Source organism: Mycobacterium sp. 852002-40037_SCH5390672 (genome assembly GCF_001665875.1).
Classification (GTDB): Bacteria; Actinomycetota; Actinomycetes; order Mycobacteriales; family Mycobacteriaceae; genus Mycobacterium.
The window spans coordinates 38277-57159 of the sequence record NZ_LZTA01000079.1 but is presented as its reverse complement, the minus strand read 5'-3'; the positions used below and the strand labels follow the sequence as shown (position 1 = coordinate 57159).

The following is an 18883-nucleotide window of genomic DNA, read 5'->3' as shown; positions in this document are numbered from 1 at the left end:
GGTTATCTGGCCAGTTATGACGTCACGCAGTGAAAGCAGAAGCGCACCGCAATTGGCCGGCTGGCTGCCCGCCAACCAAGAAGATCTCGAGTCCTGGCTCGAGGGCCACACCGACCGGACGCAGAGCCGCGGCGAGGACGTCGAGCTGCATCCCGTGCTCATCGAGTTCCAGCAGTTGATCGACGCCGATCCGGTGGTGCGGCTGTACCTCAACGAGATGATCGCCCAGGTGCCCGAGCGCAAGCCGTATCGCAAACGGCACCTACACGACGTGCCCCAGCTGCTGCGCATGATCAACGAGGTGCTGACCATGGCGCCCGAATTCGGCGAGAATGCGGTGACCCTGCCGCTCAACGCGATCCTGGACTGGACCATGGGCACGCCCGCCGGGTTCGCCGCCTACCGCGATCCGCGGATCAACGCGATGCTGAAGAAAATTCTCAACGCCTGGTGTCAGTTCCTCAGCAGCGCGGATTCGCTGTACGTGCTGAACGATTCGCCGTCGGGCTGGAAGTGCGAGGCGGCAATACGTGCGGTGGGCATCGAAGAATACGTGCACGATCCGACCGACGAGCACTGGGGCTTCACGTCGTGGAATGACTTCTTCACCCGCCGCTTCACCGAGACCGCCCGTCCGGTCGCCGGCCCTGAGAACGACAAAGTGATCGTCAGTGCTTGCGAGTCGACGCCCTACCGGATCAGCACCGGCGTGCAACGCCAGGACCGCTTCTGGATCAAACGCCAACCCTATTCACTCAACGACCTGCTGGCCAACGACGAGGCGGTCGATGAGTTCGTCGGCGGCACCGTCTACCAAGCGTTTTTGAGCGCCACCAACTACCACCGCTGGCATAGCCCCGTCACCGGCACCATCGTGCGCGCATTCGTCCAGGACGGTACCTACTACTCCGAGGACGACTCGGAGGGCGCCCAAGCGGTCGACCCGACCACGTCGCAGTCCTATTTGGCCCATGTCGCCGCGCGCGCAATCATCCTCATCGAGGCCGACGATCCGGACATCGGTCTTGTCGCCTTCCTCGGCGTAGGCATGTCCGAGGTGTCCTCGTGCATGATCAGCCCGAACGTCAAGCCGGGCACTCGGATCGCCAAAGGAGATGAACTGGGCTACTTCCAGTTCGGTGGCTCTACCGAGTGCCTCATCTTCCGCCCGGGCGTGATCGCGGACTTCAGCCTGGCCGCCGTTCCGCAGCCACAGAACCCCAATCCGCCGCTGGTCCGCGTCCGCTCCAAACTCGCGACTGCGAACTGAGCGCTGGTATCGCATCGCGCCCGGGCGCGCAGCAACCCTTTTGATGCGGTTAGCCCTGGATGAAACCGGATGCCGCTTGCAGGTGCTCGATGGCGTCGCGCACGATCGACTCGATCAGCTCGGCGCATGACGGCAGATCATCGAGAATGCCGGCCACCTGTCCGGAAGCCAGTACGCCGGCATCGGTGTCGCCGTCAACGAGGCCGGCTTTCAACAGCATTGGCGTGTTGGCCGCCATCACCACCTGCGACCAGGTCAGCTCCTTGCCGTGGCGCATCGCGAGGCCGTCGCTGATCATCGACCGCCAGGTCATCTGCGACATGTGCTTGAACTTGGCGGCATTGCGCACGGCCGCGGTCAGACCCCGCACCGGCGAACCGCCTTCCAGCTTCTCGACCAGGCCGGTACGCAGCACCCGATGCGGCATCCCGTCGACGCGGGTGGTGACCACCGTGCCGTCCAGCGCCGACTCCAGGTAACGGCGCTTCACAGCTTCCGGCACAGTCGAATCCGAGGTGAGCAGGAACCGGGTTCCCATTGCCACGCCGGCGGCGCCGTAGCTCAGCGCGGCCGCCAGGCCGCGCCCGTCGAAGAATCCGCCCGCCGCGATCACCGGGATGCCGCTGCCCTGCACGGCGTCGAGCACCGAGGGCAGCAGCAGCGTCGTGGCGACCGGTCCGGTGTGCCCACCGCCCTCGCCGCCCTGCACGATCATCGCGTCGGCGCCCCAGCCCGCGACCTTGCGGGCGTGCTTGGCCGCGCCGATCGACGGAATCACCACGGCTCCGGCATCTTTGAGCCGAGCGATGAGCTCCTGCTTGGGCGCCAGGGCGAAGGACGCCACCTTGACGCCTTCGCGGATCATCAGGTCGACGCGGTCGCCGGCGTCGGCGGCGTCGGCGCGGATGTTCACCCCGAACGGCTTGTCCGTGGCGGCCTTGACCTTGGCGATGGCGGTCGCCAATTCGTCCAGCGTCATGGTGGCCGAAGCCAGGATGCCGAGCCCGCCGGCGTTGGCCGTGGCGGACACCAGCCGGGCGCCGGCCACCCAGCCCATCCCGGTCTGGACCACCGGGTGCTCGACACCGACCAGCTCGGTCAGCGGCGTGCGCAGCTTCATCAACGGATCTCTCTGTCGCGCAGCGCCTTCGGATCGATGACCTCTCGGATCAGGCGGAGCTCATCGTCGGTCGGCAGCCTGGTCTCCGCGGCGCCGTCCAGGCCGTGCAGCTCGAACGAGGTGTTCTCGGCGACCTCGTCGGCCGAAACGCCGGGATGCAGGGACACCGCCCGCATGCTGCGCTCGGGGCCGTCGAAGTCGAACACGCCGAGGTTGGACACCACGCGATAGGTGTTGGCGAAGCGAAACGCCGGATTGTCGGCGTCCACATTGTCCCAGCCGATTCCGCAGACGATGTCGACCTTCTCGCAGAACACCCGCTTGGAGTGGTTGCCCACCCAGTAGCTGGTGGCGTGGTTGATGGCGTTGCCGGGCGCACCGCGGACGCCGAACATCTGGCGTTTGGGTTGCTGCAGCGGGCCGAACGCCGAGATGTTCTGATTGCCAAAGCGGTCAACCTGATTGGCGCCCATCACCACGTGGCGCCGGCCCCACGCCAGGGTTTCGAAAACCCGGGCGAACGGCATCCAGCCCTCGACGGGGGCGGACGCGCCCAGAGCCGGGGTCTCGGCCAGCAGCTGCGCCTCGCCGTCGGTCAGCAGGATGTCCGGCGAAAAGGTCAACCGGGCCAGACGCGCGCCGACCGAGGCCATGTTCGTCATGGGGCTGACCATGATCTCGCCGGCGTCCCGGAACAATTCGGCACAGGCGACTGCGCAGATCTCGGGTCGGGTGATCGCTTCGCCGCTCATGAAGAAGCCTCCTGGATGAAAGCGCGCACGGCCGCCTGATAGTCGTCTTCGCCGCCCGACAGGAAGGTTTGCACGAACTGCTGCCAACCCTCATCCGTCGAAGCCGCTTCGGCGTAATGCCGCTGGAACTTCTCGTCACGGCCGTAATCCGGTGCGGCGGTGGTGAAGTGGGCACCGCCGGGAGCCTCGACGACGCCGTCGACCATCATGCGGTTCACCAGCAGCGCCTGCGGGGGGACCGCCTTGACCAACTCCTGGGTGGAAACGACGCGCTCCACCGACAGGAAGCGCTTCTCGGCGGCCATCAGGAACAGGTCGTCGAAGTAGGGGTCGATGCCGGTGTAGGCCGCATTGCCTTGCACGTCACCCAGATTGAGGTGGGCGAACGCGGCGTCCAGGCGCAGCGCCGGCATCGCGATCAGGGTCTCGTGCCCCCCGCCGGGTGCCGGATACGGGCTGGTGACCGTCTGCAGCTCACCGTCCCAGAAGTCCGGGACCGAGCTGCCCAGCCCCGCCCGAATCGGCAGGAACGGCAGGCGTTGCGCGGCGGCCTGCAGACCGCAGCGCAGCATGCCTTCATCCATCTCCCGGGCCTCGATCGCGCCATTGGCGCGGGCCTTGGCGAACCAGGGGTCGTAGAAGGGCGGGGAGTCCAGCGAGACGAATCCGTAGTAGACGCGCTTGACCTTGCCGGCCGAGCACAGCAGGCCCACGTCGGGCCCGCCGTAGGTGACCACGGTCAGGTCGGTGATGTCGGTGCGCAGCAGGGCACGGACGAACGCCATGGGTTTGCGCCGCGAGCCCCAGCCGCCGATACCGATCGTCATGCCGCTGCGCAATTGCGCGACGGCGTCGTCGACGGTGGTTCTCTTGTCGCTCACGACTTCTCACCCTTCGTCGTGCCGGCGAACGCGTCGCGGTGCTCGTCGGACACCCCGGCAAGATTGAGCTCGAACGTAAAGCCTTGCTCCATGCGGTAACTCGAGTTGACCCGCTGGACGTCGATCAGATTCAGCGCCTCCTTGGCGGCCCGGATGACGCGGGTGTCCTTGGCGGCGATGTCGCGCGCGACCCGCAACGCGGCCTCGTCCAGCTCGTCGCGCGGCACCACCTCGTGCACCGAACCGAAGTGGTGCAGGGTGGCGGCGTCGACCGTGGCGGCGGTGAAGAACAATCGCCGCATCAGGTGCTGGGGCACCAGCCGGGACAGATGGGTGGCCGCGCCGAGGGCGCCGCGTTCCACCTCCGGCAGCCCGAAGGTGGCGTCGTCGGAGGCCACGATGACGTCGGAGTTGCCGACCAATCCGATGCCGCCGCCCACGCAGAATCCGTTCACGGCCGCGACGACGGGCACCGCGCACTCGTACACCGCGCGGAACGCGGCGAAGCAGCCGCGGTTGGCGTCGATCAGCGCGGCGAATCCCTCGGTGCGCTGCATCTCCTTGATGTCGACCCCGGCGTTGAAGCCGCGGCCCTCGGCGCGCAGGATCACCACGTGGGTCTTGGGGTCATGACCCGCGGCCGTGATGGTGTCGGCAAGTTCGAACCAGCCGCGCGACGGGATGGCATTGACGGGCGGGAAGTCGACGGTAACCGCGACGATGCCCGGTTCGGTGGTTGTGGATGTGATGGGCAAGGTGCCACTTCCTTGTGGGGGTAACTACCTAAGCAAGCACTTGCTTGGTACGCTAGCACAGTGACTCGCGCCGAAGCATCCGACGCCATCAACTTGGGGCTGGCCGGGCGGGTGGTTCTCGTCACCGGCGGTGTTCGCGGGGTGGGTGCCGGCATCAGCTCCGTTTTCGCCCAGCAAGGCGCCACCGTCGTCACCTGCGCGCGGCGCGCGGTCGAGGGACTGCCGTATGAATTCCACTCCTGCGACGTCCGCGACGACGACGCCGTCAAAGGATTGATCGACACCATCGTGGACCGGCACGGGCGCCTCGACGTCGTCGTCAACAACGCCGGCGGATCGCCCTACGTGCTGACCGCGGAGTCCAGCGCCAAGTTCAACCGCAAGATCATCGAGCTCAATCTGCTTGGTGCGCTGTCGGTTTCGCAGCACGCGAACGCTCACATGCAAAGCCAGCAGCAGGGTGGCTCGATCGTCAACATCTGCAGTCTGTCCGGCCGTCGGCCATCCCCGGGAACCGGCGCGTACGGGGCGGCCAAGGCGGGCCTGGAAAGCATCACGCAGACGCTGGCCGTGGAGTGGGGGCCGAAGGTCCGGGTGAACGCCTGTGTGGTCGGCATGGTGGAGACCGAGCAGTCCGAACTGTTCTATGGTGACGCCGAGTCCATCGCCGCGATCTCCAAGAACGTGCCGCTCGGCCGGCTGGCCGAGCCAGCCGACATCGGTTGGGCCGCAGCATTCCTGGCATCCGACGCGGCGTCCTACATCAGCGGGGCCTCGCTAGAGGTGCACGGCGGTGGCGAGCCGCCGCACTATCTGGCCACCACCAACGCGAGCGCGATCAAGTAGAGGAGACAACAGATATGGGAGTGGTTGACGGCCGCGTCGTCATCGTCACCGGAGCGGGCGGCGGCATCGGTCGCGCGCACGCGCTGGCCTTCGCCGAGGAAGGGGCACGGGTGGTGGTCAACGACATCGGGGTGGGCCTTGATGGTTCACCGGCCGGCGGCGGCAGCGCCGCTCAGGGTGTCGTCGACGAGATCACCGCCGCCGGTGGCGAAGCCGTCGCCGACGGATCCAACATCGCCGATTGGGACCAGGCGGCGAGCCTGATCCAGACCGCCGTCGAAACATTCGGCGGGCTGGACATTTTGGTGAACAACGCCGGGATCGTGCGCGATCGGATGATGGCGAACACCAGCGAAGAGGAGTTCGACGCCGTCATCGCCGTGCACCTCAAGGGTCACTTCGCCATGATGCGCCACGCCGCGTCGTACTGGCGGCGTCTGTCCAAAGAGGGAAAAGCCCCGAAAGACATTGACGCCCGGATCATCAACACCAGTTCGGGTGCCGGCCTGCAGGGCAGCGTCGGGCAGGGCAACTACAGTGCCGCCAAGGCGGGCATCGCGGCGTTGACGCTGGTCGGCGCCGCCGAGATGGGGCGTTACGGCGTCACCGTCAACGCCATCGCGCCCTCGGCCCGCACCCGGATGACCGAGACCGTGTTCGCCGAGATGATGGCGACGCAGGACCAGGATTTCGACGCCATGGCGCCGGAAAACATCTCGCCGCTGGTGGTCTGGTTGGGCAGTGCCGAATCCCGCGATGTCACCGGCAAGGTGTTCGAGGTCGAGGGCGGCAAGATCCGCGTCGCCGAGGGCTGGGCCCACGGACCGGAGATCGACAAGGGCGCGAGGTGGGATCCCGCGGAATTGGGACGTGTCGTCGCCGACCTGCTCGCCAAGGCGCGCCGGCCGGTCCCGGTTTACGGCGCCTAGCGCGGTTCGCACACTACGAGCGGGATGACCCGGTCGGCGGCCTCGCGATACTTGCGATAGGGCGGATACATTCGCGTCAATCGTGGCCAATACCGTTCGCGCTCAGCGTTGGTCGCGTCGCGGGCGACCAAGTCCAGGTGCTGGGCGCGGATCTGTACCCGCACGTCGGGGTTCTCTTTGAGGTTGAGGTACCACAACGGATCTTCGTCGCGCCCGCCGAAGGACGCGGGCACGATCACCCGGTCGCCGTCGCGCAGGTACAGCGTTGCCGTGGTTCGGGGCTCGTCGGACCTGCGCCCGGTGGTGGTCAGCAAGGCCGCCGGGAACCGCACCAGCTTGGCACCGATCTTGCCGTTCGTTCGTTGGTACGCCCAGATATGCGCACGCGCGAAATACTTGAGCAGCAGCGCAATCGGGCGCGAGTTACGAATCCAGCGACGGTGGGACATCTTGCCCCGGATGATTCCCCGCCTGGGCCACGGGAAACGCTACGGATCGCAGATCACTACCGGGATGACGCGATCGGTCCAGGCCCGGTAGTCGTCGAAGGAGGGATACATGGCGTCCAACTTGGGCCAGTACTCGGCCCGCTCCGCCTCGGTGGCATCGCGGGCCTGTAGCTGCAGCACCTCGTCCTTGATCTGCACGGAGACTCCGGGATTGGCCTTGAGGTTGAGATACCACTGCGGGTGTTTGTCGCTGCCGCCCTTCGAGGCGACCAGGATCACCCGGTTCCCCTCGCGCAGGTAAAGCAGCGGGCTGACTCGCGGTTCGCCGCTCTTGCGGCCCGTGGTGGTGAGCAGCGCGACGGGAGCCTTCTGGAAGGTGTCGCCGAATTTTCCGTTGCTGCGCTGATAGATCCACGCGTTGCTCTTGGCCATCCATTTGATGATGAAGCTGACCCACGGCGCGTTCAGTGCACGCGGCTTCGATTTCGGCATGATGTTCCTCTGTGCTCGGCCGGTTCCTCCGGACCCGGCGCTGCGGGCTAGGTCGTTACCGGCGCTGCTGGATGAACGGTTGGAAGCGAACGTCGATGTGCTGGATTTCGGCCTTCCCTGTTGCGCTTTCGGCGGGAATGACGAAGGTCTCGTTGACGTGCGCGGCGAGCCGCCGGCGACCGAACGCCGCCTTGGTCAGCACCTGGTACGCCGCGTACACCCGGTCGCCGTCGATGCGGTACTCCGGTGGCGTCGTGTCCGCGAGCACCCGATACTGCAGTCCGCGATTGAGGCTGCGCCGCAGATGATTTCCGGAGAAACCGTTCTTTATCCCCTGCTCGATGCGGGTGCAGCGAGCAGCGAACGGAACGGCGTCACCGTCATGGTTGACCAGCGCGTCGATGTAGGACTGTGCCGCAGCGATGCGGCTTTCATCGGAGATGCTCACCGGAAGCTGGAAATGATCGAGCGCTAGATGCGCTCGATGATGGTGCCGGTCGACAGGGCGCCGCCCGCGCACATGGTGATCAGCGCGGTGGTCTGGTCGGAGCGTTCCAGCTCGTGCAGAGCGGTGGTGATCAGACGGCTGCCGGTGCTGCCGACCGGGTGGCCCAGCGCGATGGCACCGCCGTTGACGTTGACCTTGGTCATGTCCGGGTCGTGCACCCGTGCCCACGACAGCACCACCGACGCGAATGCCTCGTTGATCTCGGTGATGTCGATGTCACCCATCTTCATCCCGGCCTTCTCCAGCACCTTCGCCGTCGACTGCACCGGCCCGTCCAGGTGGTAGTACGGCTCGGCACCGACCAGGGCCTGACTGACGATGCGGGCCCGCGGCCGAAGGCCGAGCGCCTTGGCCTTGTCCTCGTCCATCCACAGCACGGCCGCCGCGCCGTCCGAAATCTGCGACGACGTTCCCGCCGTGTGGATTCCGCCCTCGAGGACCGGCTTCAGCGCGCTCAAGCCCGACAGCGTGGTCTCGCGCAGACCCTGGTCGCGGCTGATGGTGACGCGCTCGGACGTCGGTCGTTTGTTCTCGTCGAGCGCCGGGGCTTCGATCGGGGAGATCTCGCGGTCGAAGCGGCCTTCTTCCCAGGCCTGCTTGGCCTTGGTCTGCGAGGCCAAACCGAACTCGTCGATGTCTTCCCGGGTGATGCCGCGCCGCTTGGCGATCCGCTCGGCCGCGGTGAACTGGTCGGGCAGGTCGATGTCCCACGACGCGGGCCGCAGGATGGTGCGGTCCGGACCGGCATTGGCGCCGAGTCCGACGCGGCTCATGGCCTCGATGCCGCACGCGATACCGATGTCGATGGCACCCGCCGCGATCAGACCTGCGACCAGGCCGTTGGCCTGTTGACCGCTGCCGCACTGGCAGTCCACCGTCATCGCGCCGACGTGCTCCGGCAGCCCGGCCACCAGCCAGCTGACCCGGCTGATGTTGTTGGACTGCTCGCCGTACTGTGTCACGCAGCCGCCGATCACCTGTTCGACCTCACCGGCGTCGATGCCGGCCTTCTCGATCAGCGCCTTCTGGACCGCTCCTAACAGCTCGGTGGCGTGCAAACCGGACAGCCATCCGTTCCGCTTGCCGATGGGGCTACGAGTGGCTTCAACGATGACAGGGTTACCCATTCCGTCAGGCTAGAACACGTTTCATTACTCTGACAAGCGAGGATGGTGACCTGCCTTTTATCTGCCTACGAGGCGTGTTTTACTGGAACTAGAACACGTTGCAATTAGTGTTGTAAAAGGAGCACACCCTACATGGCACCCCCCAACATTCCCGCCGACTTCGACTTTCTGGACCCCGACGTCAACCTTGCCGGATTGCCCGTCGAGGAACTCGCCCAGCTGCGCAAGGCAGAGCCGATCCACTGGGTTGACATCCCGAATGGCGCGGGTGGATTCGAGGACCACGGATACTGGCTCGTCACCAAGCACGCCGACGTCAAGGAGGTGTCCAAGCGCAGCGACATCTTCTCCAGCTGGATGAACGGCGCCATCCCGACCTGGCCGCCGGAGATGAAGCGCGAGCAGGTCGAACTGCAGCGCAGCGTCATGCTGAACATGGACGCACCGCACCACACCCGGCTGCGCAAGATCATCTCCCGCGGGTTCACCCCGCGGGCGATCGGGCGGCTGGAAGCCGAACTGGCTCAGCGGGCCCAGAACATCGCCAAGACCGCGGCGACCGAGGGTAGCGGCGACTTCGTCGAGGAGGTCTCGTGCGAGCTGCCGCTGCAAGCCATCGCGGGTCTGCTCGGCGTTCCCCAGGAGGACCGCGACAAGCTCTTCCGCTGGTCCAACGAGATGACCGGTGGCACCGACCCCGAGTACGCCCACGTCGATCCGGCACAGTCGTCGATGGAGCTGATCACGTACGCGATGGCCATGGCCGAGGAGCGGGGCAAGAACCCCACCGACGACATCGTCACCACACTCATCCAGGCCGACATCGACGGCGAGAAGCTCTCCGACGACGAGTTCGGTTTCTTCGTGGTCATGCTGGCGGTGGCGGGCAACGAGACCACGCGCAACTCGATCACGCACGGCATGATCGCCATGGCGAACAACCCCGATCAATGGGAGCTCTTCAAGAAGGAGCGCCCGGCAACCACGGCCGACGAGATCATCCGTTGGGCCACTCCGGTTTCGGCCTTCCAGCGCACCGCCAGCGAGGACACCGAGTTGGCCGGCGTGCAGATCAAGAAGGGCCAGCGGGTGGTGATGTCGTACCGGTCGGCCAATTTCGACGAAGAGGTTTTCGAGGACCCGCACAGCTTCAACATCCTGCGCGACCCGAATCCGCATGTCGGCTTCGGCGGCACCGGCGCCCACTACTGCATCGGCGCGAACCTGGCCCGCATGACCATCAACTTGATCTTCAACGCGGTCGCCGATCACATGCCGGACCTCAAGCCGGTCGGTGAGCCCGAGCGGTTGCGGTCGGGCTGGCTCAACGGCATCAAGCACTGGCAGGTCGACTACGCCGGGAAAGCCGCGGTGAAGTCCTGATGGACTTCGATCTCACTGCGACGCAACAGGCCGTCGCCGATGTGGTGACGTCCGTGTTCGAGCGTGAATTGAGCTGGGACGCGTTGGTCAACGGGGGTGTGACGGCATTACCGGTGCCCGAGCGTCTCGGCGGCGACGGCGTGGGTCTGCTCGAGGTCGCCACCGTGCTGACCGAGATCGGTCGCCACGGCGCCATCACGCCGGCCCTGACCACGCTGGGTTTCGGCGTGCTGGCGCTGGTTGACCTGGCTTCCGACGAACAACAAGATCGGTTTTTGGCCGACGTCCCCAAGGGCGCCGTCCTGACCGCTGCGCTCAACGAGCCGGGTACCGCGCTGCCGGACCGGCCCTCGACCACGTTCGCCAACGGCCGGTTGTCGGGCACCAAGGTCGGCGTTGGCTATGCCGGACAAGCGGATTGGATCATCGTCACCGCCGACAGCGCGGTGGTCGTGGTGTCGCCGAAGGCCAACGGCGTCGAGGTGGTTCAAACGCCGACCTCGAACGACTCCCAGGAGTGCACGGTCACGTTCGCCGACGTCGCGGTCGAAGACTCCGACGTATTGGCGGGCGCTGGGGCGCCCCGGGTCAACCAGTTGGTGCTGGCCGCCAACGGTGCCTACGTCGACGGCCTGGTGGCCGGGGCGCTGCGTCTCACGGCCGACTACGTGGCCAACCGCAAGCAGTTCGGCAAGCCGCTGTCGACGTTCCAGACCGTGGCCGCGCAGCTCGCCGAGGTCTACATCGCCTCGCGCACCATCGATCTGGCGGCGAAGTCGGTCGCCTGGGGGCTGTCGGAACGGGGCGGATCCGCCCCACAAGTACAAGACGACCTGGATGTCCTGGGCTACTGGATCACCTCACAGGCGCCGCCGGTGATGCAGCTCTGCCATCACCTGCACGGCGGGATGGGCATGGACATCACCTATCCGATGCACCGGTACTACTCCACGATCAAGGACCTGTCCCGGCTGCTGGGCGGTTCATCTCATCGTCTCGATCTGGTGGGAGCGCAATGTTCATAGACCTGACTCCGGAGCAGCGTCAGCTGCAAGCCGAACTGCGGGAATACTTTTCGAACCTGATCTCGTCCGACGAGATGATGGCGATGGAACAAGACCGTCACAACGAGGCCTATCGCGCGGTGATCCGGCGGATGGGGCGGGACGGCAAGCTCGGCGTCGGATGGCCAAAGGAGTTCGGCGGCCTGGGCTTCGGCCCGATCGAGCAGTCGATCTTCGTCAACGAGGCGCACCGGGCCGACGTGCCGCTGCCCGCGGTGACGTTGCAGACGGTGGGTCCGGTACTGCAGCAGTTCGGCAGCGAAGAACAGAAGAAGAAGTTCCTGCCGGCCATCCTGGCCGGTGAGGTGCACTTCGCGATCGGCTACACCGAGCCCGAGGCCGGCACCGACCTGGCCTCCCTGCGAACCACCGCCATTCGTCAGGGCGACGAATACATCGTCAACGGGCAGAAGATCTTCACCACCGGCGCCCATGACGCGGACTACATCTGGCTGGCCTGCCGCACCGACCCGGAAGCCGTGAAGCACAAAGGCATTTCGATCCTGATCGTCGACACCAAGGATCCCGGCTACTCCTGGACGCCGATCATCCTGTCCGACGGTGCCCACCACACCAACGCCACGTACTACAACGACGTGCGGGTGCCCGCCGACATGCTGGTCGGCGAGGAGAACGGTGGATGGCGACTGATTACCACCCAGCTCAACAACGAGCGGGTCATGCTGGGCCCCGCGGGCCGCACCGCAGGCATCTACGACCGGGTGCACGCCTGGGCGTCCAAGCCCGGTAGCGACGGCGTCACGCCGATCGATCACCAGGACGTTAAGCGGGCCCTCGGTGAAATCCATGCGATGTGGCGGATCAACGAGTTGCTGAACTGGCAGGTGGCCGCCGCCGGCGAGGACATCAACGTGGCCGATGCCGCCTCGACCAAAGTCTTTGGCACGGAGCGCATCCAGTACATCGGGCGACTCGCCGAGGAGATCGTCGGCAGGTACGGCAACCCCGCCGATTCGGACACCGCCGACCTGCTCAACTGGCTGGACTCCCAGACCAAGCGCAACCTGGTCATCACCTTCGGCGGGGGCGTGAACGAAGTGATGCGGGAGATGATCGCGGCGGCGGGACTCAAAGTGCCGCGGGTGCCTCGATGACCGACATTCAGGACGCCATCGCGGAAATCACGGCCACCGTCGTCGCCAAGCCGCGTGACGCCCGGGATCCGGTGAACCAGCCGACGATCAACAACTGGGTCGAGGCGCTCGGCGACCGCAACCCGATCTACGTCGACGAGGCCGCCGCCAGGGCCGCCGGTCACCCCGGAATTGTGGCCCCGCCGGCCATGATTCAGGTGTGGACGATGTTCGGTCTGGGTGGGGAACGCCCGACCGACGACCCCATGGGCCCGATCATGGAGCTGTTCGACGAGGCCGGCTACATCGGGGTGGTCGCGACCAACTGCGAGCAGACCTACCATCGGTATCTGCGTCCGGGGGAACAGGTCACCGTCGTCTCGGAGATGCGCGACGTCGTCGGCCCCAAGCAGACCGGGCTCGGTGAGGGCTGGTTCATCAACCAACACATCACGTGGCGGGTCGGTGACGAAGACGTCGCCGAGATGGCATGGCGCATCTTGAAATTCAGGCCTCACGAGAAGTCTGATGCCGGCGCGGTCCCGGAGGACCTGGACGCCGACGCCATGATGCGTCCGGCGGTGTCACGCGACACCGCCTTCTTCTGGGAGGGCGTTAAAGCGCACGAGCTGCGTATCCAGCGTCTCGCCGACGGCACCCTGCAGCACCCGCCGGTGCCGGCGGTATGGCAGGACAAGGCCGAGCCCGTCGACTTCGCGGTGGCCAGCGGCCGTGGCACGGTGTTCAGCTTCGTGGTGCATCACGCACCGAAGGTGCCCGGTCGCACGCTGCCATTCGTGATCGCGTTGGTCGAACTGGAAGAGGGCGTTCGTATGCTCGGCGAGCTGCGCAACGTCGAACCCGCCGAGATTAAAATCGGGATGCCGGTTCGCGCAACCTATATCGACTTCCCGGCCGGTGAGTCCGGCCCGGAGTGGAGCCTCTACGCCTGGGAGCCCTTGGGAGATCAAGCATGAGCGCACCTGTTGTTGAAGTGGGCACCACTCTGCCCGAACTCAAGCTGCACGGCTCGCCGACATTTATCATCTCAACGGCCCTGGCCACCAGGGACTTTCAGGACGTGCACCATGACCGGGATCTGGCCCAGGCCAAAGGTTCCAAGGACATCTTCGTCAACATCCTGACCGACACCGGGCTGGTGCAGCGCTACGTCACCGACTGGGCCGGTCCGACGGCGCTGATCAAGTCGATCGGGTTGCGGCTCGGTGTGCCGTGGTACGCCTACGACACCGTCACCTTCTCCGGCGAGGTGACCGGAATCGACGACGGCCTGATCACGCTGAAGGTTTTCGGCCGCAACAGCCTCGGCGACCACGTCATCGCGAACGTGACGCTGACGATCGGGGGTGCCTGATGTTGTCGGGCAAGGCTGCGATCGTCGGCATCGGCGCCACCGACTTCTCCAAGGACTCCGGCCGTAGTGAGCTGCGGCTGGCGGCCGAGGCGGTTTTGGCTGCGTTGGACGACGCCGGGTTGAGCCCGTCCGACGTCGACGGGTTGACCACCTTCACCATGGACACCAACAACGAGACGGCCGTCGCGCGGGCGGTCGGCATCGGTGACCTGAAGTTCTTCTCGCAGATCGGATACGGCGGCGGCGCCGCGTGCGCGACGGTTCAACAGGCGGCGCTCGCCGTGGCCACCGGGGTGGCCGACGTCGTCGTCGCGTACCGGGCGTTCAACGAGCGCTCGGGCATGCGGTTCGGTCAGGTGCAGACCCGCTTGGTGGGAAACGCCGGCATGCAGGCGGATTCGACGGCGGCGGATAATTCCTTCTCCTATCCGCACGGGCTTTCCACACCGGCCGCTCAGGTCGCGATGATCGCTCAGCGCTACATGCACCTGTCCGGTGCGACCAGCCGGGACTTCGGCGCGATCTCGGTGGCCGACCGCAAGCATGCGGCCAAGAACCCGAAGGCGTATTTCTACGAGAAGCCGATATCCATTGAGGACCACCAGAATTCGCGGTGGATCGCGGAGCCGCTGCGGTTGCTGGACTGCTGCCAGGAAACCGACGGGGCGGTCGCCATCGTGGTGACGTCGCCCGAACGCGCGCGGGACCTCAAGCAGCGACCGGCGATCATCGAGGCGGCCGCGCAGGGCTCCAGCCCTGACCAGTACACGATGGTCAGCTACTACCGGCCCGAGCTCGGCCTGCCCGAGATGGGGGTCGTAGGTCAGCAGCTCTGGCAGCAGTCGGGCCTGAAGCCGACCGATATCCAGACCGCCGTGCTCTACGATCACTTCACCCCGTTCACCCTGATTCAGTTGGAAGAGTTGGGATTCTGCGGGAAGGGCGAGGCCAAGGACTTCATCGCGAACGGCGCCATCGAAATCGGTGGGCGGCTTCCGATCAACACCCATGGCGGCCAACTCGGTGAGGCTTACATCCACGGCATGAACGGCATCGCCGAGGGTGTGCGGCAATTGCGGGGCACCTCGGTGAACCCGGTGCCCGACGTCGAGCACGTCCTGGTCACCGCGGGCACCGGCGTGCCCACGTCGGGCCTGATCCTGGGCTAGTGGTCTCGGCGCTCTGAACGCAGAGTGTGCGGCCATTTCCCGCCGAGCGTCACACTGCAGTCACGCTAGCGTGGCTGTGGCCGCCGAGCGTCACGCTAGGGTGACGCTGTGGATGGTTGCCATGCACTGACGTGACGCTCGACGCCACTCGTGCAACGCTGCCGCGATGGCAGAGCCATTCATCGGCAGCGAAGCGGTTGCGAACGGCGCCGTCGTCAAGAGTGCGTTGCGGACTCGGTACACCAAGCTGTTCCGCGACGTGTATGTCTGCTCGGGCGCTGAGCTGACCCCAATTGTTCGGGCCCGAGCGGGATGGCTGTGGTCACGACGCCGCGGAATCGTTGCTGGGCTTTCGGCCTCCGCACTGCATGGTGCTCGGTGGATCGACTCCGCTGCGCCGCTGGAAATCCTGCACAGCAACAGAAATCGGTTACCAGGACTGCGAGTGCGCGGTGATCACATCGAATGTGACGAGGTCGAATCGATTGATGGGATACCGGTGACGACGCCGGCACGGACGGTACTCGACTTGGGTTGTTGGTACCCGACTAATGAAGCGGTCGCGGCCATCGATGCGTTAATGCGGGCAGTAGCCGTAAAAGTAGCTGACGTTGAAATATTGGCGGAGCGGTATAACGCTCGTCGCGGTATCCGCCGAGCGCGGACCGCGATACGTCTAGCGGACCCCGGAGCACAGTCACCCAAAGAGTCGTGGCTGCGGCTTCTGTTGATACAGGCCCACCTACCTCCTCCCCAAACGCAAATTGCCGTTAGCGACGAGTTTTGCGATCTGACCGTCTATCTCGACATGGGCTGGGAGGACGTTAAAGTCGCCGTCGAATACGACGGCGAGCAACACCGCAGTGATCGATGGCAGTACACATGGGACATCCGGCGCGCCGAAATGCTCGAGCGGCTGGGCTGGATCGTTGTCCGGGTAGTCGCGGGCGATCGGCCGGCCGAGATTGTTCGACGGGTTCAATCGGCAATTGCCCGTCGAGCGTCACGCTAGCGTGGCAGTGGACGCCGAACGCCACGCTAGCGCGACGCTCGGCGCAAAAGAAAACGCAAATCCCTACGCCGGGATTAGTTCGACGCCGGCGAGGACGACGGCGTTGTCACGCGAGGGAGCGACAACGCTGGCCAGGAAGCGGTCTCCGGCAGGCCCCGAGTCCTTCCAGATGCCGACCTTGAGCGTTTCACCGGGGAACGCCACCCCGGCGAAACGCGCGCCGTAGGCAGCCACCGCGCCGGCATCACCGTCGAGCACCGTATCGGTGATCGCCTTGCAGGTCATGCCGTAAGTGCACAGCCCGTGCAGAATAGGCTGGGAAAAGCCTGCGGCAGCGGCGAATTCGGGATCCGAGTGCAGGGGGTTGCGGTCCCCGCACAGCCGGTAGAGCAGCGCCTGCTGCGGCAGGATCGGCACGTCGACCTCAAAGTCGGGAGCCCGGTCCGGGGCGGCGTCCGACGATGACGGACCACGCTCGCCGCCGAATCCGCCTTCGCCGCGGGCGAAGATCGACCGGCGCTGCGTCCACAACAGTGTCCCGTCGGGCGCGGTCACCGTCGTCTCGCTCCAAATCACCGCGGCCTTGCCCTTGTCCCAGATGTCCGTGAACCGGGTGACGGCCTTCGCCGAGCCCGACGGTGGCAGCGCTGCGGGCGTCTCGACCCGCTCGCTGGCGTGCAGCACCTTGCCCAGTTCGATGTCGATCCCGGGAAATCGCACGGTCGGCGGTTTCGTGGCGTGGAAGGTGGCGGCCACGTTGCCGAACGTCGGCAGCACCTGCGGGGTGTCGTCGACCAAGTACCGCAGCTCGCGAGGGTTCATCGGGTCTGCCCCCGCACCCAGGCCGAGGTGATAGAGCTGCACATCACTGCTGGCCCAAGAGAACTCGATGGGGTCCAGCTCGGCGTTCAGCGCGACGTCTACGTCGATGGGCATTGCGGTTACCTTTCCCCGGCTCCGCCGGCGATGTGCAACGCCGCCAGGTAGCCGAACGTCATGGCCGGACCGATGGTGCCGCCCGGACCGGGGTAGGTGTGGCCCATCACCGGAGCGCTGACATTGCCTGCGGCGTAGAGGCCTTCGATGATACTGCCGTCGTCGCGCAGCGCCCGGCCGTGAATGTCGGTGCGGATGCCGCCCTTGGTGCCCAGGTCACCGGGCACCATCTTGGCCGCGTAGTACGGCGCGTGACTGAGCTCGCCGAGGTTGGGGTTCGGCTTGTTGGTCGGGTCGCCGTAGTACCTGTCGTAGGCGCTCTCGCCGCGCTGGTAGTCCTGGTCGATGCCGGAGCGCGCGAAGCCGTTGAAACGCTCTACGGTCGCGGTGAATTCGGTCACCGGGAGGCCGGCCTTCTGCGCCAGCTCCGCAAGCGTGTCGGCCTGGATGATGACGCCGGACTCCAGCCACTTGCGCGGAATGCGTTGTCCGGGCTGCAATCCCGCGAAGATATAGCGGTCCCGGTATTGCTGGTCGAACACCAGCCACGCGGGAATGTTCTCGCCCGGTCCGGGACCCTGACCGTATTCGCCGCCGTACATGTGGTGGCAGGCTTCGACGTAGGGCATCGACTCGTTCATGAACCGCTTGCCCGACATGTTGACGATGATCGACCCGGGCGAGTTGCGCTCGGACAACGCGAACCAGGGTGCGCCCACCAGCGGGACGGTCGGCCCCCACCAGGCGTCTTCCATGATGTCCAATGCGGCGCCGAGCTTTTCGCCCGCCAGGATTCCGTCGCCGGTGTTGGCCACCGCGCCGACGGTCCACTCGGTGCTGATCGGTGCGCGCTGGTATTTCACTCGCATCTGTTCGTTGTGCTCGAATCCACCCGATGCAAGGATCACCCCGCGCCGGGCCCGGATCAGCCGGGGCTCACCAGATTCGGCATCGCCGGCAACGCGCACGTAGACGCCGCGCACCACGCCGTCTTCGACGTAGAGGTCGGTGAGCGCGGTGTTGAGCACCACCGGAACTCCGGCCTTCTGCAAGCCGATACGCAGCGGCCCGATCAGCGCGCGGCCCATGCCGACGAGATTCTTGCCGGTCGCTTTGGCCCACACGGTGCGGGCGCCGACCTTCAGGCTGCGCAGCACCCCGCGCGGGTGACGCTTCAGCTGGTTCAGCCGCACGTAATCCTGTTGCATCACCACGACGTTCAGCGGAACCTTGCCGTACGCCGGCTCCAGGCCGGATTCGTCGGCGCCGAGCTTACGGGCGTTGAACGGCTTCGGCTCGATCGACCGGCCCTCCGCGCGGCCGCCCGGCGACTCCGGGTAGTAGTCGGAGTACCGCGGCACCCAGCACATCTTCAGCGGCGTGTGCTTCAGCACAAAGGACAGCATCTCGGGGCCGCGCTCGAGGTAGGTATCGATGCGTTCGGGCTCGACGACGTTGCCGACGATCCCGTGTAGATAGGTGCGGGCGGCCTCGGGGGTATCGCGGACCCCGTCACGCTTGAGCACTTCGTTATTCGGGATCCAAACACCGCCGCCTGAGCGCGCGGTCGAGCCACCGAAGTGCGGGGCCTTCTCGATGACTATGGTGGAAAGACCCCGGTGAGCGGCGGTAAGGGCGGCTACCATGCCGGCTCCGCCGCTCCCGACCACGACGACGTCGTACTCCTGCGCTGACATGTAGAACACGTTATAGAATTGCCT

At 65.9% G+C, this 18883-nt stretch carries 20 protein-coding genes; 10 read left to right on the top strand and 10 right to left on the bottom strand.

Features of this window, described 5'->3' with window-relative positions; translation table 11 throughout:
• Positions 1-16 precede the first annotated feature (16 nt).
• Positions 17-1270: a phosphatidylserine decarboxylase family protein gene (locus tag A5782_RS13810; protein WP_067100648.1), complete on the top strand. Its 1254-nt coding sequence runs from the start codon at positions 17-19 to the stop codon at positions 1268-1270.
• Positions 1271-1319: 49 nt separating this feature from the next.
• Here the strand turns inward: A5782_RS13810 and ipdC are convergent, their stop codons facing one another.
• The 4 genes from ipdC to echA20 are packed head-to-tail and all read right to left on the bottom strand — an operon-like array spanning position 1320 to position 4778.
• Positions 1320-2390, bottom strand: a complete 1071-nt coding sequence (gene ipdC / locus A5782_RS13805) for a (3aS,4S,5R,7aS)-5-hydroxy-7a-methyl-1-oxo-octahydro-1H-indene-4-carboxyl-CoA dehydrogenase (RefSeq protein WP_067100645.1) — start codon at positions 2388-2390, stop codon at positions 1320-1322.
• The gene (ipdB, locus tag A5782_RS13800) at positions 2390-3142 is read right to left on the bottom strand and encodes a cholesterol ring-cleaving hydrolase subunit IpdB (protein ID WP_067100640.1); all 753 of its coding nucleotides are present in this window, start codon (positions 3140-3142) and stop codon (positions 2390-2392) included. The genes ipdC and ipdB overlap by 1 nt, the downstream gene beginning before the upstream one ends.
• On the bottom strand, positions 3139-4023 hold the full coding sequence (ipdA, locus tag A5782_RS13795) for a cholesterol ring-cleaving hydrolase subunit IpdA (protein ID WP_067100637.1): 885 nt from the start codon (positions 4021-4023) through the stop codon (positions 3139-3141). Before ipdA ends, ipdB begins: the two co-directional genes overlap by 4 nt.
• Positions 4020-4778, bottom strand: coding sequence for a (7aS)-7a-methyl-1,5-dioxo-2,3,5,6,7,7a-hexahydro-1H-indene-carboxyl-CoA hydrolase (gene echA20 / locus A5782_RS13790; RefSeq protein ID WP_067100634.1), 759 nt, complete (start codon positions 4776-4778; stop codon positions 4020-4022). Before echA20 ends, ipdA begins: the two co-directional genes overlap by 4 nt.
• Positions 4779-4838: 60 nt before the next feature.
• Between echA20 and A5782_RS13785 the strand changes: the two genes are divergently transcribed.
• Positions 4839-5624 carry an SDR family oxidoreductase gene (locus tag A5782_RS13785; RefSeq protein ID WP_197694221.1) on the top strand — a complete coding sequence of 262 codons (786 nt, stop codon included), beginning with the start codon at positions 4839-4841 and terminating at the stop codon, positions 5622-5624.
• Positions 5625-5638: 14 nt separating this feature from the next.
• On the top strand, positions 5639-6553 hold the full coding sequence (locus A5782_RS13780; protein WP_067100631.1) for an SDR family oxidoreductase: 915 nt from the start codon (positions 5639-5641) through the stop codon (positions 6551-6553).
• On the opposite strand, the gene A5782_RS13775 is transcribed toward A5782_RS13780, so the two are convergent.
• From A5782_RS13775 to A5782_RS13760, 4 genes are read right to left on the bottom strand one after another with little or no spacing between them, the layout of a single operon-like run.
• Entirely contained in the window at positions 6550-7002 is a 453-nt protein-coding gene (locus A5782_RS13775) for a nitroreductase family deazaflavin-dependent oxidoreductase (protein ID WP_067100628.1), read from the bottom strand. The genes A5782_RS13780 and A5782_RS13775 overlap by 4 nt on opposite strands.
• Before the next feature lie 39 nt (positions 7003-7041).
• Complete coding sequence (locus tag A5782_RS13770; protein WP_067100625.1) at positions 7042-7494, bottom strand: nitroreductase family deazaflavin-dependent oxidoreductase; 453 nt, start codon at positions 7492-7494, stop codon at positions 7042-7044.
• Positions 7495-7549: 55 nt separating this feature from the next.
• Positions 7550-7942: a hypothetical protein gene (locus tag A5782_RS13765; protein WP_067100621.1), complete on the bottom strand. Its 393-nt coding sequence runs from the start codon at positions 7940-7942 to the stop codon at positions 7550-7552.
• Between the two features lie 23 nt (positions 7943-7965).
• A complete protein-coding gene (locus A5782_RS13760) occupies positions 7966-9129 on the bottom strand; it encodes a steroid 3-ketoacyl-CoA thiolase (protein ID WP_067100617.1) in 1164 nt (387 codons plus the stop codon).
• 132 nt (positions 9130-9261) lie between these two features.
• Here A5782_RS13760 and A5782_RS13755 point away from each other — a divergent pair, with 132 nt between their 5' ends.
• The 7 genes from A5782_RS13755 to A5782_RS25530 all read left to right on the top strand — a co-directional run bounded on the left by A5782_RS13755 (position 9262) and on the right by A5782_RS25530 (position 16226).
• Entirely contained in the window at positions 9262-10512 is a 1251-nt protein-coding gene (locus tag A5782_RS13755; RefSeq protein WP_067100613.1) for a cytochrome P450, read from the top strand.
• Positions 10512-11537, top strand: a complete 1026-nt coding sequence (locus tag A5782_RS13750; protein ID WP_067100610.1) for an acyl-CoA dehydrogenase family protein — start codon at positions 10512-10514, stop codon at positions 11535-11537. The genes A5782_RS13755 and A5782_RS13750 overlap by 1 nt, the downstream gene beginning before the upstream one ends.
• Entirely contained in the window at positions 11528-12691 is a 1164-nt protein-coding gene (gene fadE29, locus A5782_RS13745) for an acyl-CoA dehydrogenase FadE29 (RefSeq protein ID WP_067100606.1), read from the top strand. Before A5782_RS13750 ends, fadE29 begins: the two co-directional genes overlap by 10 nt.
• Positions 12688-13647 carry a bifunctional MaoC family dehydratase N-terminal/OB-fold nucleic acid binding domain-containing protein gene (locus A5782_RS13740; protein WP_067100603.1) on the top strand — a complete coding sequence of 320 codons (960 nt, stop codon included), beginning with the start codon at positions 12688-12690 and terminating at the stop codon, positions 13645-13647. Before fadE29 ends, A5782_RS13740 begins: the two co-directional genes overlap by 4 nt.
• Positions 13644-14045 (top strand): MaoC family dehydratase, encoded by a 402-nt coding sequence (locus tag A5782_RS13735; RefSeq protein WP_067100600.1) that lies wholly within the window; start codon positions 13644-13646, stop codon positions 14043-14045. The genes A5782_RS13740 and A5782_RS13735 overlap by 4 nt, the downstream gene beginning before the upstream one ends.
• A complete protein-coding gene (locus A5782_RS13730) occupies positions 14045-15214 on the top strand; it encodes a lipid-transfer protein (RefSeq protein WP_067100597.1) in 1170 nt (389 codons plus the stop codon). Before A5782_RS13735 ends, A5782_RS13730 begins: the two co-directional genes overlap by 1 nt.
• A gap of 166 nt (positions 15215-15380) precedes the next feature.
• Positions 15381-16226: a DUF559 domain-containing protein gene (locus A5782_RS25530; RefSeq protein ID WP_082942919.1), complete on the top strand. Its 846-nt coding sequence runs from the start codon at positions 15381-15383 to the stop codon at positions 16224-16226.
• Between the two features lie 63 nt (positions 16227-16289).
• On the opposite strand, the gene A5782_RS13725 is transcribed toward A5782_RS25530, so the two are convergent.
• Both A5782_RS13725 and kstD read right to left on the bottom strand, forming a co-directional pair.
• Complete coding sequence (locus A5782_RS13725) at positions 16290-17162, bottom strand: MaoC family dehydratase (protein WP_067100594.1); 873 nt, start codon at positions 17160-17162, stop codon at positions 16290-16292.
• A gap of 5 nt (positions 17163-17167) precedes the next feature.
• The gene (gene kstD, locus A5782_RS13720; protein WP_067100724.1) at positions 17168-18859 is read right to left on the bottom strand and encodes a 3-oxosteroid 1-dehydrogenase; all 1692 of its coding nucleotides are present in this window, start codon (positions 18857-18859) and stop codon (positions 17168-17170) included.
• Between the last annotated feature and the right edge of the window lie 24 nt (positions 18860-18883).